General features: G+C 25.8%; 13 protein-coding genes. All 13 read right to left on the bottom strand.

Going from position 1 to position 15,213, the window contains the following annotated elements; genetic code table 4:
- Positions 1-1,023 (bottom strand): class 1b ribonucleoside-diphosphate reductase subunit beta, encoded by a 1,023-nt coding sequence (gene nrdF, locus SDIMI_RS00500; protein ID WP_020836038.1) that lies wholly within the window; start codon positions 1,021-1,023, stop codon positions 1-3.
- Positions 1,024-1,550: 527 nt separating this feature from the next.
- Positions 1,551-1,814 carry an HPr family phosphocarrier protein gene (locus SDIMI_RS00495; RefSeq protein ID WP_020836037.1) on the bottom strand — a complete coding sequence of 88 codons (264 nt, stop codon included), beginning with the start codon at positions 1,812-1,814 and terminating at the stop codon, positions 1,551-1,553.
- An 88-nt stretch (positions 1,815-1,902) separates the two neighbouring features.
- Positions 1,903-4,074, bottom strand: a complete 2,172-nt coding sequence (locus SDIMI_RS00490; protein WP_020836036.1) for an ATP-dependent helicase — start codon at positions 4,072-4,074, stop codon at positions 1,903-1,905.
- Between the two features lie 62 nt (positions 4,075-4,136).
- Positions 4,137-5,318, bottom strand: coding sequence for a serine hydrolase domain-containing protein (locus SDIMI_RS00485; protein ID WP_020836035.1), 1,182 nt, complete (start codon positions 5,316-5,318; stop codon positions 4,137-4,139).
- On the bottom strand, positions 5,311-5,928 hold the full coding sequence (locus tag SDIMI_RS00480; RefSeq protein ID WP_158499808.1) for an RDD family protein: 618 nt from the start codon (positions 5,926-5,928) through the stop codon (positions 5,311-5,313). Before SDIMI_RS00480 ends, SDIMI_RS00485 begins: the two co-directional genes overlap by 8 nt.
- A gap of 75 nt (positions 5,929-6,003) precedes the next feature.
- Complete coding sequence (locus tag SDIMI_RS00475; RefSeq protein ID WP_020836033.1) at positions 6,004-6,972, bottom strand: glycosyltransferase family 2 protein; 969 nt, start codon at positions 6,970-6,972, stop codon at positions 6,004-6,006.
- Between the two features lie 98 nt (positions 6,973-7,070).
- A complete protein-coding gene (gene asnS / locus SDIMI_RS00470) occupies positions 7,071-8,432 on the bottom strand; it encodes an asparagine--tRNA ligase (protein ID WP_020836032.1) in 1,362 nt (453 codons plus the stop codon).
- Positions 8,433-8,497: 65 nt separating this feature from the next.
- Entirely contained in the window at positions 8,498-9,607 is a 1,110-nt protein-coding gene (locus SDIMI_RS00465) for an alpha/beta hydrolase (RefSeq protein WP_020836031.1), read from the bottom strand.
- A gap of 16 nt (positions 9,608-9,623) precedes the next feature.
- The gene (locus SDIMI_RS00460) at positions 9,624-10,403 is read right to left on the bottom strand and encodes a MurR/RpiR family transcriptional regulator (protein ID WP_020836030.1); all 780 of its coding nucleotides are present in this window, start codon (positions 10,401-10,403) and stop codon (positions 9,624-9,626) included.
- 2 nt (positions 10,404-10,405) lie between these two features.
- On the bottom strand, positions 10,406-11,371 hold the full coding sequence (gene tsaD / locus SDIMI_RS00455) for a tRNA (adenosine(37)-N6)-threonylcarbamoyltransferase complex transferase subunit TsaD (protein ID WP_020836029.1): 966 nt from the start codon (positions 11,369-11,371) through the stop codon (positions 10,406-10,408).
- Between the two features lie 107 nt (positions 11,372-11,478).
- A complete protein-coding gene (gene deoD, locus SDIMI_RS00450; protein WP_020836028.1) occupies positions 11,479-12,198 on the bottom strand; it encodes a purine-nucleoside phosphorylase in 720 nt (239 codons plus the stop codon).
- A gap of 67 nt (positions 12,199-12,265) precedes the next feature.
- A complete protein-coding gene (locus tag SDIMI_RS00445; protein WP_020836027.1) occupies positions 12,266-13,171 on the bottom strand; it encodes an ABC transporter permease in 906 nt (301 codons plus the stop codon).
- On the bottom strand, positions 13,161-15,212 hold the full coding sequence (locus SDIMI_RS00440; protein ID WP_020836026.1) for an ABC transporter permease subunit: 2,052 nt from the start codon (positions 15,210-15,212) through the stop codon (positions 13,161-13,163). The genes SDIMI_RS00445 and SDIMI_RS00440 overlap by 11 nt, the downstream gene beginning before the upstream one ends.
- Between the last annotated feature and the right edge of the window lies 1 nt (position 15,213).

Here is a 15,213-nt window from a genome sequence, read left to right as displayed (position 1 = left end):
TTAGAATTCTCAGTCCTCGTCAGAAGTTTCTTCAGTAACACCCATAACATATGATGAACCGTTTCCTGAGAAAAAGTCATGATTTTCATCTGCTCTAGCTGATAACTGAGTAAATATCTCAGGTTCGATTCTTGTTTCTTCTTCTGTAAATGGAGATTCATACCCTAAGTTTTGTAAAAATTTACCTGCATTATATAAACTGAATCTTACTGCATCTTCTGCAATTCCAAATCCATCATATAATTCATATAAAAATTTATTTTCAAGATCTATTAATTCATATAATAAATCAAAAACAAATTTTTTCATTTCTGCTTGTTTTTCAGGAGAAAGTTTTTCAACTTTTCTTTGATACTTGTATCCACTGTAATAATTATGGATAACCTTATCTCTTAAAATTAATCTAATAATATCAGAAGTATTTGGTAATTTACCTCTTGCTGATAAATAGAATGGTAAGTAGAATCCCCCATATAATAAGAATCCTGGCATAAGTGCTGCTGCAACTTTTGATTTTAAAGGATCATTTCCTGTGTAATAAGGAATTAGAGCTTTTGCTCTCTCTTGTAAACTATCACAATTAATTACTCATTCATGTGCCTCTTCAATTTGTTCACTTGAACATAATGTTGAGAAAATTGTTCCATATGATCTTGCATGTACAGCTACCATAAATGCAAAGTTTGTATATATAACTTGCTCGTGGTCTGTTAATGAATTTGGAACTTGAGCAACGTCCCCTACTGTTGCTTGAATAGTATCTAATAATGTTAGTCCAGTAAAAGTTCTAGTAATTAATTCTTGTCATTCAGGAGTTAATGTCTTTCATGAAACTAAGTCATTTGAAACTGGAACTTTCTCAGGTAATCAAAAATTTTGAGTTGCTCTATTTCATACTTCTAAGTCTTTATCATCGTTCATAACGTTTCAGTTTACTGATCTCATTCTTCCATTGAATTTATTCATTGCAAATTCAATTGGTGAAAGTGAATCATAATAATATTGATTTTTTTTCTTTGCCATGGTTTTCTGCCTTTCATGTTGCAATTCTATATTTTAATAGAATTTTTGGCATTTACGCCTTCAATTATGTTTAAAAACCTTAATTTTGGGTTATTAAAAATGATAACTATATAAAATAGATCATTTCACAAAACATATTGCTTATTTAGTGAAACAAAAACACGATGTTTGTATCGTGGCTAAAATATTATCTAATAAATATTCTCTTTTATAGCCAGTAAAAGATTTGTTATAAAAAGACCAGGTTTCTGACTTTGATTTTATAAACTAATTTTTTAAATTTATTTACTTATTACAGGTGCTGGTACAGTTTTGGAATTTCACCAAATTACCTGACATCTTTTTTTGCGAAATTGTGTTTTTCATTTCTATAATGTTATAACTAAAAAAAAGTAAAAAGAAACCTTTTTTTAATTTTTTTTTAATAAAATTTAATTTCCTTGAAATTGTCATATAAATTTTTATTAAAACATTATAAAGGCATAATATTTTAATAAAAAAAACCCTATTTTAGGGCTTCATTAATATTAGATAATTGAGTTATCTTTCATTGCTTTTTCAATTGCCTCAATAGCTTCGTTTTCGTCTTCGCCATTTGCTTCAATTGTAATTTCAGCACCTGTTTTAACAGCAAGTGCCATAACGTTCATAATTGATTTTAAGTTTCCTTCTTTATCTCCGCATTTGATTTTAATTTCAGATGCAAACTTTGAAGCTTCTTTAGTTAAAACTGATGCAGGTCTTGCATGTAAACCAACTGGATCAATTACTGTAGCTGTGAATGAAGTCATATATTATCCTCCTTAACAATATTATTTTATAGAAAAATGTTTTATATACAAGGAAATATTGCTATTTTTTATTGATTTATTTGAAAATTTATTCCACTTTTTCTCAAGTATTAGAATTTATAGGAATCATTTTAACACCCTGTTTTGGGTCTACAAAAGCCACTGATATGTATTTATCAATTACTCTAACAACCTTACCTTTACCAAATATTATATGCTTTATATCATTTCCCTTAACTACACCAGCCTCTAATTTTTGAGGTTTTAGCTCTAAATTGGGTTTACCTTTATATCCGCTTGATGTTTCATTATTTGAGTGAAAGTATATGTTTTTTTCAATATCATAGAGTTCAGGATTTAATTCTTGTATAAATCTAGATGCTCCCAATTCACCACTTGATATATATGAATATTCACCAGAAACATAACTTATATATAAAAGTTCTTGTGCTCTAGTTATAGCTACATAAAATGCTCTTCTTTCTTCTTCTAAACTTTCCATTGAATAAAAGCTCATTTTTGAAGGGAATATATCTTTATTTAAACCTACAATAAAGACTACTTTATTTTCTAATCCTTTTGCAGAATGAATTGTTAACAATGTGACTTTATTTATTTCTTCATTGCTCTCTTCATCACTTGAGAGTGCTTCTTCTTGTAAAAAAGTAACTGCTCTATTTAATTCATTTTCAGTTTCATTATAATAAGTATCATATTTCTCCATTTGATCATAATATGCTTCTAGATTTTGAAGTGATTCAATATCTTCTTTATCTTTTAAATCTAATCTATCTTTATAACCTGATTCTTTTACTAAAAATTCGGTTAATTCCAATAAACTCTTATTTTCTTCAAAGAGTAATCTACTTTTTGTTAAGCATTTAATTAAATAATTTAAATTTTTTGATATTGCATTTACTTCTGTATGTTGTGAGGTTAAAAAGTCAAAAAGATTTAAATCAAATTCTTCAGCTGCTTGTTTAATTCTTGAAGATGTAACTGCACCAACCTTTGGAGTAAAACCAAAAACTCTTTCCATTGATAAATCATCTTTAAATACAACCGCTCTTAAAAGTGCAGTTACATCTTTAATAACTTTTCTATCTCTAAATTTAAATCCACCAATTAATTGAAATGGAATTTTTTGATTTTGAAATTCTTTTTCAAATTCTTGAGATCATGCATTTGTTCTATACAGAATATAAATATCTGAATATTTATATTCTCCTTTTTCAATCAATTCTTTAATTTTTTTAGAAACAAATTTTGCTTCAAAATTTCTTGAAGCAACTTCTTTTACATGAACAATCTCTCCGTCTTTTTTTTGTGTAAAAATATCTTTTTTTTCTCTATTTTTATTATTATCAATAAATTCATTTGCTATATCTAAAATTGGTTTAGTTGATCTATAATTTTCTGTTAACATTACAGTTCTTGAGTTTTTAAATTGTTCTTTAAAATTAAGAATTATACTAACTTTTGCTCCTCTTCAAGAATAAATTGTTTGGTCAGGATCTCCAACAACCGTTAAATTATTTCTTGACCCGGTTAATCATTTAATTAAATCAAATTGTGTATAGTTTGTATCTTGAAATTCATCAACCATTATATAATCAAATCTCTTTTTTCATTTTTCTCTAACGTCAAGATTATCATTAAATAATTTGTGAACTTTTAAAATTAAATCATCAAAATCTAAATAATTTTTTTCATTTAGATATTGTTCATAATCTCTAAATGCTTTTGCTCATTTCTTTTCAGCTATATTGAAAGTTTCTTCATATGCTTCTTCTCATGAAAGTTGTTTTGATTTTCAATTACTAATTTTTGAAAGTATTTTTTTCTCAGGTTTATTTTTATCATTTCCAATATCAAGTCTTTTAATTATATCTCTTATAATTTTTCCTTGATCTGATGCATCAATGATTGTAAAGTCCTTAGAAATTCCTATATATTCACAATCTTCTCTCAAAACTCTTACACAAAAGGAGTGAAATGTTGTAATTAAAGGATTTCTATCTAAATTAGGAATTATTTTTTTTACTCTATTTTTCATTTCTTGAGCAGCTTTGTTTGTAAAAGTCACTGCTAAAATTTTAGAAGGTACAATTTTTTCTTTTTCAATTAAATAAGCAACTTTAGTTGTAATAACTCTAGTTTTACCACTTCCCGCTCCTGCAATAATTCTTAATGGAACATCTGTTGTAATAACAGATTCTAATTGTTCATCATTTAACTGTTTTAATAATTCTTCTAACATATAAAATAACTCCTTTAACTTATCTATAATATCAATTTTAAATAGTTTTATAAATATAAAAATTAATATTTATAATTTGCTAAATCTTTATAAAGAGAATCAAAAAATTCTGATTCAATTAATTTATTATGTCCGGGTTTTGAACTTAACATTAAACAAACTGTAAATTTATTTTTAGGATCAGCAAGTCCAGTTGAACCTAAAAGCCCATCTCATCCAAACTCACCAATTTCTGTTAAAGGATAATTTGTATTTTCCATTCTTACTCTTACACCATAGCCATAACTATACTCATCATTTAATGTTCACTTAAAATATTTTCTTATTTCTTTTAACTGATCACTTTTCATTTCATTTAAAATATGAGAACTTAAAATTTGATTTCCTTTTGAGTCTTTTCCATCTAAAAGGAAATCCAAAAATTTGGAATAATCTTTTACGGTTGTAAAAATTCCTGCACCACCCATAGGCATTTGAGGAATTTTATCAATTTCTTGAAATAAGAAATTGAAATTTTCAACTTTTGTTAAAGTTGGTTTATCTTCTATTAAATTTCAACTATATACTTTAGCTTCCCTATTTTTATCTTTTAAATAAAAATCGCTATCATTCATTTCCAATGGTTCAAAAATAGTTTCTTTAACAAAATCACTAAATTTTCTTTTAGTTACCTTTTCAATAACTGCAGCCAATACGTCTAAAGATATTCCATATCTTCAATTAGTCCCAGGTTCAAATTCTAATGGAATATTTGAAAGCATTTTCATAAATGTTTCATAATTAATATAAGTATCATTTTCTTTTTCAACAAATTTAGCAAGTAATTTAGTTGTTTCCTTTTGTGTAATGTTTTTATTACCAAAATACGTAAAACCTGATGTCATAGTTAATAAATGCTTTATTAAAATTGGATTGTTACTCTTATTAATTTCTTGCATACCTTCTTTGTTTAAAACTTTCATTTCAGTAAATTCAGGAAAAAATTTTGATAACTTATCATCAAGAGAAATTATTTTCTTATCTATTAATGTCAAAAATGAAGCCACAGTGACAGTTTTTGTTAGTGAATACCCCCTAAAGATTAAATCTTCATTCATAAATGTTTGTTTATCAATATCATTAATTCCATAACTATATGAAAAAATAGTTTTCTTATTCTGATTAATTTGAATTACAGCACCCGTAAAAAAATTCTTTTCAATAATTTCTAAAATTTTATTTTCAACATTTTTAAATTTATTCATTTTCCTCACCTATAATTTTTTCTATTTCTTTAATATCAATTTTTCCTGGTTTATCATTTTGCAAATGAACATGCGTATTTTTGCTTTCCCTTTTTTCATTCTTTATAATTTTTTCTAAAAAGAAAACTCTAGTTCCCAATTTTAAATCAATTGCTGAAATGTTTTCTTTTTGTAAATAAATTGTTAAAGGTATATAAATAAATCAAATAGCTAAAAAAGTATAGCTTATATTATTTATAAGTTTTAATAAGAATCCATTTTCTGAGTCATGGGGAGATGTGAAAAGAATTATTCCCATGATAGTTTGTGAAAGTAATTGAAATATCAAAGGAATATATAAAAAATAAAATTCTCTAAGAAAAATATCTCTTAGTTTTAATTTGCTATCTTTTATTTTTTTTAATCTTAATTTAAAAAGAAATTTACCAAAAGTATTTCCTTTTGAAAAGTATGGTAATAATACAAAATAAAAGAATAATAATATTTGACTTATACTAATATTTATAAGTAAAGTTTGTCAACTTTTTATTGGATTTAAAAAGATCAAAATTATTGTTGGTATAGAACAAATAATAATATCAAAAAGTCTAGCAAAAAAAATTCTTCCCAAATGAGGTTTTACCAAATTGTGAGAAGATTTTTTTATATAGTTTTGTTCAGTTTGATGTATCACAAAACCAGTTCCTTATCTTGCAAGCTTCATTAATTCTTTTATATAACTAGAGAAACCTTGAACTATTTCTTTAAATCTAACATCATTAGTTTCTAAATATGCTTTATTATTTTTCATAAAGTCTTCTCTTTTATCTTCGAATTTTCTACTTGCAAAAGTTGCAGCTTTCTTAATTAATAATTTATTATCATATTTTCTGATATTTCATAATCATATATGGATTAATGTTTTATAATATGCATAATTTAAATAATCTTTTAGATCCTTAAACTTACCAATTCTTCTGTAATAGTTTAAAATGTGTGTTCATTGATTTACTAAATCAAATACTGAATATGAAACCTTTCCTAAATACATTGATTCTAAAGGTTCTTTTGTATCCAAGAATACATATGAATCAGTTTGTCCTAATACTTTATATGTAAATAACATATCAAATCTTACAAATCTTCTAAATTTAAAACCAAATTCTTTAAGAAGGTTTGTTCTAAATATTTTATTTGATAGAGTAGCGCTTATATGTGCATAAGGTTCATAATCTCTATTTAAATTATAAACTTTTCCTTTTTGTAAATATGTATCAATTGTTTTATCAGAAAGTCCGTTTAATTGAATATTATATTCTATTATATCTAGTTCCTCATCATCATACTTTTGTAATTCTTCTTTTAAAGTTTTTACAAAATTTGGATTTATAGTATCACCTTGAGTGATAAATTTAATATATTGACCCTCAGCTAAATCAATTGCTGTATTTCAACAAACAGATGCACCTTGAATTGAACTGTTTACTACTGTTTTAATTCTATTGATATCTCAAAAATACTTTCTTAGAACTATAAATTCTTCATTATCTTCCAACATTTTATCTGAGATTAAAATAATTTCATAATCATTATCAGTTTGATCTAATACACTTTTTAAAGTTGTATCAATTTTTTCTTCTATTTCTTGTCATGTAATAACAAATGAAACTAGCATAGGACGTCCCCCTTATTTATCATATTAATTTTACACTAATTTATAAGCACTAAAAAAATTTTTAACAAAATCATTTAAAAAAAGGTATAAACATACCTTTAAAAAATCAGATTCCTTGGTGTTCTTGGGAAAGAAATTACATCTCTTATATTTGAAGCACCAGTTACATACATAATAAGTCTTTCAAACCCTAATCCAAATCCAGCAGATTTGTAATATCCATAATTTCTTAATTCATTGTATCAATCTAAGTCTTCTGGTTCAATGCCCATTTCTTTACATCTCTGAATGATTTTTTCAAAGTCATCTTCACGTTGACTTCCCCCTACTAATTCACCAATTCCAGGAACAAGTAAATCTGCTGCTGCAACAGTTTTGTTGTCTGAATTTTGTTTCATATAAAAAGCTTTAATTTCTTTAGGGTAATTTGTTACAAATGTTGGACATTTATTAACAACTTCACATATAAATCTCTCATGTTCTGTTCCTAAATCTAAACCAAATTCAATATTTGATTCTTCAAAAGAATGACCATTTTTTACAGCATCTTTTAATATTTCTATTACTTCTTCATATGTGTTTATAGCAAATTTAGAATTTCTTACAGTGTTTAATTTTTCTATTAAACCTTCTTCTAAATTGGAATTACAGAAATCTAGTTCTTCTTTTGCATTTTCAAAAATATAATTAATAGTATATCTAACTAAATCTTCAATTATTTTTAAATTTTCATTTAAATCACAAAATGCCATTTCTGGTTCTATCATTCAAAATTCTGCTGCGTGTTTTGAAGTATTTGAATTTTCTGCTCTAAAAGTTGGTCCAAAAGTATATATATTTTTAAAAGCCTGAGCATATGCTTCACCATGCAATTGACCTGATACAGTTAAACTTGCTTTTTTTGCAAAAAAATCTTCTTCATAATTTGCATCATCTCTTGTACTAACAATAAATGATTCTCCTGCTCCTTCAGCATCATTTCCAGTTATTATAGGAGTATTAACATAAACATAGTTTTGCTCTTGAAAAAATTTGTGAATTGCAAATGCTGCAATAGATCTAATTCTAAATATCGCTTGAAAAGTTTTTGTTCTTGCTCTTAAATGTGAAATTTCTCTTAAAAATTCTGGAGAATGTTCTTTTTTTTGTAAAGGATATTCTTCAATTGCTTGATCCAATAAAACTATTTCTTCAGCTTGAATTTCAAACTCTTGTTGTTTACCTGGAGTTAATATTATATTTCCCTTAATTTCTACAATAGAACTGACCCTTGCCTGAATTGCTTCTTGATATCCTTTTGTATCAGTTTTATATACAACTTGAACATCATTCAATGTAGTACCATCGTTTAAAATTAAAAAACTTACAACTTTACCTTGTCTATTATTTCTAACTCTAGCTATTAATTTTACTTCTTTAATGTCTTTATATTTTAAATATAATTCTCTAATGTCTATCATTTTATTACTTCCTTTTTGCAATATTATTATACAAAAAAAGAGAGTTAAACTCTCTTTTTAATTTACTAATTTAACAACAATGATAATTGATCCTTTTTGTCAAATTTTAAAAGTTTTCACTGATCAACTATATTCTTAAATTTAGTATCATCTTCTTCAAACCTATTTATGAATTCTGCAATTTTATAATTAAATGATTTAAAATGAAATCTTATTCCTTGTGTGTGCATTGAAAAGTTAAACACCAAATAATCATCTTCTTTAAACGATCTTTTTATAAGTAATTCATATGTATCTGCTGAACTTGTTACTTTATCATCTGAGGAATGTAGAAATAATGTAGGGAATAATTCCTTATTTCCATATTCTCTTAATAAATGAAATATACTTACTTCGTGAAAGTTTAAATTATTTTCTTGTTTACTTTGTTTTAAAATCAATCTTTCAATAACTTTTTTTGTTCTTTTTTTTGGCAAAAAGAACAAATATATATTTCTAATATGTAAAAATAGACTAAATACACTACCATAAGCAACATCAGAAACAACAAATTTAAGATTTAGTTCTTTAAATTCATCTTTATAGAAGAATGAACAATAATTAACTACAAAACCACCCATACTAGTCCCCATAAGAGCTAATTGGTCGATTTTTCTATTTTCTTTTAATCAATCAACTGCTCCCATAAGATCATGCTTTTCTTTTGCTCCCATAGTTGTTGAATCATCTTGAGATTGTCCATGTCCTCTAAAATCAAAAACCATGATGTTATAACCCATTTTTGCAAAAATCATAGCATGATGAAGTGCCAAAGATTTATGACCTGCAAATCAGTGACAAGCAATGACTCATTTGTTTGAATTTTTATTTGGTTCGTAGACCAAACCTGCTAAATTAATTTGATCTCTTGATTTGAAATAAATTGATTGGATATTATCAATATCCAGTACCTGTAATTCTGGTCTTTTATAAAATCTTTTAATCACTTTATTAGTAGTTAAAAGTTCTTTCATTCATTTTTTATCTTCTTTTGTTTTATTAAATTTCTTAATTTTTTTTGAAACTCTAATTGAAGATTCGAAAAATGGAGTTTCTAAACTATTATAAAAAATCCTAAAACCCCTTTTTATACTATTAACTAAAGTTTTTTTTCTTATTTTTTTAGTTTTATTCATTTTTTATTCACTCTATCTATTTATCTGAATTTAGGAAATGATAAATAAGTAAATCATTAAAGTAATTAAATGGTACAGAATTTGAAATGTGACCCTTATAAATACTTGTATCTGGATTATCAACAATCAAAGTATGTATTGAATTTAAATACTTTGTAACATCACTTGATGCAACTTTACCTGATATATAAATAATTTTTCTATTCATTTCACCAAGTTCATTAATTACATTATCAAGTCTTGAAGAATTACCATATCTTGTAAAGAATACAAAAACATCTTCACTATTCGATGTGCTTATTCTATCTTTAATTGTATCTTGGTCACTATCCAATAAATAAACATTATATCCACTATTATAGAAGAAATTCGAAAGTTCATGTGCTGGTCCTGATAGTAAATTTTCTCAATAGCAAAAGAAAATTCTTCTTGAAGATTTAATAATATTAAGAGTTTCAAAAATCGATTTCTTTTCAATTAATGCATAATTTTGCTTGATTATGTTTATATAACCTGAAACAACATTTTCATCATTTTTAGCTATGTTGATTTCTTGATTTTCAGCATCATTTGCAAGTGAAATTGCAAAATCTCTAAATCCTTTAATATTTAATTTTTTTAATAATCCATAGATCGCACTGTAACCAGTTCCAGCTTCTTGTGCCATTCTTTCAATTTTCATATTTGTATCTACTATCTCTTTTAGATGTCCTTTAATATATTCAACAATTTTCTTTTCTTTAATAGTTAAATCTTTATCATCAATAGTAGTTAATTTGCTTAAAAATGAGCGCATATTTAGTCCTCCATTTTACTTTCTGTTCTTATATATTCTTTTGTTAATTCTGCAATCATTGCAGCATTATCTGTACAATATTCCATATTTGGAACTATTACTTTCTCAATATTATACTCTCTTGCTATATCATAAAATTTATTTCTTATGCTTGAATTAGCACTAACTCCACCAACCACTGTAATAGTTTTTGGTTTTAATTCCTTTACAGCTCTTCGAAATTTTATCATTAAAGTTTCAATAGCTGTATTTTGAAAACTTGCACAAAAATCTTGAATGTTAATTTCTTCTTTATTTTGATTTAACTTATTTATCAAATTTAAACTCGCTGTTTTTAAACCAGAAAATGAGAAATCATATGTACCATCATTTTTACTGATTGGTAATACGTATCTATTTTTATTTCCTTCTCTTGCTAAAATATCAATTTTAGGACCACCTGGATATTCCAATCCTAAAACTCTTGCTACTTTATCATAACATTCTCCAACAGCATCATCTTGGGTTGTACCTATTATTTTAAAATCCAATGGTTTTTCAAGAAGTTGAATTTGTGTATGACCACCACTCACAACAAGTGCTAATACTGGATAAATAAATTTTTCTTCAATATTGGCTCCATATATATGACCTTCAATGTGATTCATTTCTTTTAATGGTTTTCCTAAATACATCGCAAGAGTTTGAGCAACAAGTTTTCCAATAATTAAACTTCCTATTAATCCAGGATTTGAAGTATAAGAAATATAATCTATATCTTCTAATTGAATTTCACTTTTTTCAATTGCTTCAATTAAAACTCAGTGAAAATTTTCAACATGAAGTCTTGAAGCTAACTCTGGAACTACTCCACCATATTTAGAGTGATCTTTAATTTGACTCGATATGATATTTGATAGAATTTTGCTATCGCTCATTATAGAAATACTAAATTCGTCACAACTTGATTCGATAGCTAAAATATTCATTCATACCCTCCAATAATATAAGTCCTTTTGATTTTACATTATTTTTAAACTTAGTACATCCCTTAATAGAATTTTTTTCCAAATGAAAAAAAATACCACAATTGGTATTATTTTAATTCTAAAGCTGTATCTAATGCTAATTCAATCATTTGCATAAAATTATTTTGTCTTTCTTCAGCTGTTGTTGCCTCATTTGTTATAAAACTATCTGATATTGTTAATAGACAAGCAGCTTGCTTGTTTGTAACAATTGCATTTGCAAATAATGCATAAGATTCCATTTCAACTACATCAAGTTTATTTTGTTTTGCAAAATTCATTGAATCATCATATCTATAAAAAACATCAGATGAATGACAACGTCCTTTATGTGTTTTAATACCTTTATTTGCAGCAACCATTTCAATTTTATTAAATAAGTCCTGTCCTGATTCAATAATATTTGAATCAATATTTGCAGCTATTTTTGCGTAGTTACTTTCTCCAAAAGCTTCTTTTACATTATAAATATCATAAACATTTATATTTTCATTATAACTTCCTCCACTACCAACTCTTATAATATAGTCAACATCATAAAATTTAAAAAGTTCATATGAATAGATACCAATACTTGGACACCCCATTCCACTTCCTGCAATAGTTACTTCTATTCCCTTATATGTTCCTGTGTATATAAACATATTTCTAACTTCATTTACAAGTTTTACATTTTCCAAGTAAACTTCAGCAATTTTTTTAGCTCTAAGTGGATCTCCTGGCATTAAAACTATTTTTGCTATATCTTCTTTTTTAGCATTAATATGTGGTGTCGGTGTTTTTGACATAAATCATTCTCCTCTATGTATATTATATATAAAAAAAGTTTCCATAGAAACTTTTTAAACCATTATATTAGCGTTTAGCTTTATCATAAGGTATACCTAAAGCAGCTGGAGGTTTTGATCACTTAGAAAGTACAACCATTGTAATCAGAGATATTACAAAAGGTAAAACTTGAAACAATTTACTATTCTTTTGTAATCATCCACCACTTAAATTAATTGGTACAGCTTTTGAAATTGAGAAGAATAATGCAAAACTTGCTGCTCCTAAAAGAACAAACTTAACTCTTCATTGTCCCAAAATCATAATTGCTAAGGCTAAGAAACCCATACCATTTGCAGTTCCATAGAAATTAGCATTTCCAGCTGTTAGAAGATATATTCCCCCAGCCAATGATGCTATAACACCTGAAATAAATACTGCAACAACTCTATATCTTATAACATTTACTCCAGCTGCTTCCAAAGCATTTGGATTTTCCCCTGCTGAAATATGTCTCATACCTGTTCTTGTAAAAGAAAAGTAAAGTCCAGATATTAATGTAACTAAAATTGCTATTATTAAATAAATTGACAAGAATTTATATGAATCAAATGTAATTGTAATATATCCTGATTCAATTTGTGTTTTTGCACCAGAAGTCGCTAGATATAAACCAAAACCTTGTGCAAGAAGGTTAATAGAAGTTCCCGCTATAATTTGATCCGCTTTTAATTTAATTGCAGCAAATGAATGAAGAAATGAAACTATTCCTCCAGCTATTGCACCAAGTAGTAGTGCAATGATTTGACTTGTATTACCCATTGATTCAGAAAAAGATTGACCAAAAAGTGAAGTAGTTAATGCACCAATTATCATATAACCTTCTATCCCAACGTTTACAACACCTGATCTTTCAGCAATAAGTCCTGCTAAAGCAGCGAGAGAAAATACAGCAAAATAAATTGATAAATATTCCATTAAACTAGATACCATATTTATTCATTACCTCCAATTCCTCATTGTATTTATTAATATTAATTTTAAGTTTCTGATTTTTGTAATCATGTTTTGAATTATTTTCCTTTAAGTTTATAAATTCAATTTTATATTTCTCATTAATTTGTTCTAAATAAGTTTTTGCTTCTTGTTGAGCTGAATTCATTTTTTTTGTCTTTTCTTCTTTATATAAAATAAATTCATCTAAAACTTTTTTAGCATTTTGATTATAAGAATTTTTAATATTTTCAATTTTCAATTTTAATTCTTTTATTTCTGCATTTCTAATTGATTTAAAATTATTTTTTAAATCAATAATTTTTCCTTTAATTAAGGATGTCTCTGCACTTTCATTTTTACTAAATTTTTTAAGAGTATTTTTATTTTCCTTAATTTCATTTAATATTTTTACAATATTTTCATTTTTATTTACGTTTTTAATTTTCTTTTTAATACCCTCAACTAATTCTGATTGCTCAATTTGTAATGACACAAATTGATCCATAATTCCATAATATTTTTCTGCAAAATCTTTATTAACCCTTCTTTTAATTCCTTTATAAGAATTATTTAAATAAATTAACTTTTGCTCATCATAATATTGATTTATTTCTTGCTTTTTCATTTTAATTTGAGAATTATAAATTGATAAATAATTATCTATTTCTGATTTTAATAACTGCTCTAATTTAAACAATTCGATTTTTTCAGATTTAATTTCATCAACAGATCTAGTATCATTTTTTAGTTTTTTAATTTTATTTTTAATAATTTCTATTTCTGATTTTAATTTTAAAATATCTTCTTTTTTAAGAATTAATTTTTTTTCATATTTTAATTTTTTTATTTCTTGTTTTGTATCATTTTTAAAATCAATATATACATAACATTTCATTTCAAATAATCACTTTTTAATTTTTTCAATTGGTTTAAAATTCAGAAATAATATATAGATTGCTGAAGAATATATTATTAATCCAAAAAATAAACTTGTTGTTTCAGTAGAAAGACCTTGAAAACTTAATCCTCTAGCTCTTTCCGCACCTGCATTTAATGATGCTCAAATAAAAGCCACAGGTATTATTGCTATAACATTATTAAAAGCCACAAGAGCAATTGGTATAGCATCAAATCCAATTGAAGGTAATACCTCAGTACCAATTAACATACTTTTTTTAACATTAAATCAGTAAAAAATAGCTCCCATTCCTATAAATACCCCTTGTAATGCTGTTGTAAGTATTATAAATTGTCTATTTTTAATACCCGCATACATAGCAGCTTGTGGCTGTTTACCAACAACTTTAAATTTGTAACCAAATGTAGTAAATGATAATATAAGTCAAACTGAAAACACTGAAATCAATGCTAATGTTAAACCAAGTATTCAATTATTTCCACCAATAGATAATCATTCAGGATTTAACTCTGGAGTTAAATATCCAGTTTGATGTGAAGAACTTTGTCATCCAAATTTAGTGTCAATTAATATTCATCTAGCTCCATATCAAACTATTCAGTTCATCATCACAGTTGTAACAACTTCATGAATATTAAAAAATACCTTTAATAACCCAGAAATCATTGAAATCAATGCTCCACCAAGTATAAATAAAATAAAAATTACGATTACGAAGTTTTTATCAACCTCACTAAATGCAACACCATCAGCTTGTGCTTTTGAACCAATTAATGCTATAGCTAAAACCATTCCAATTATTGCTTGTCCTGATCCACCCATATTAAAAATACCAACTTTAAAACCTAATGCTAAAGCAAGTCCCATAAAAATATAAACTGTAAAATAATTTAAAGTTCTATTTATAGTTGCATTATCCATTGAGTACCCAAAAGATTCAAAAATAAATGCAAACCCATTATATCCTTGACTAAATACTATTATTGAGCCAGCTAAAAGACCAAGAATTATTGCTATAGAAGATGCTTTAAAATAATTTAATTTAGAAACAGTTCTTTCGCTAATTATGTTGTTCTTTAATTTTTGATTTCTTAATCATCTATTTAATTTAAAATCCATA

It is taken from the genome of Spiroplasma diminutum CUAS-1 (assembly GCF_000439455.1).
GTDB lineage: Bacteria > Bacillota_I > Bacilli_A > Mycoplasmatales > Mycoplasmataceae > Spiroplasma_A > Spiroplasma_A diminutum.
The sequence above is the reverse complement of the archived record's forward strand: the minus strand, read 5'-3'. Positions and strand labels throughout refer to the sequence as shown.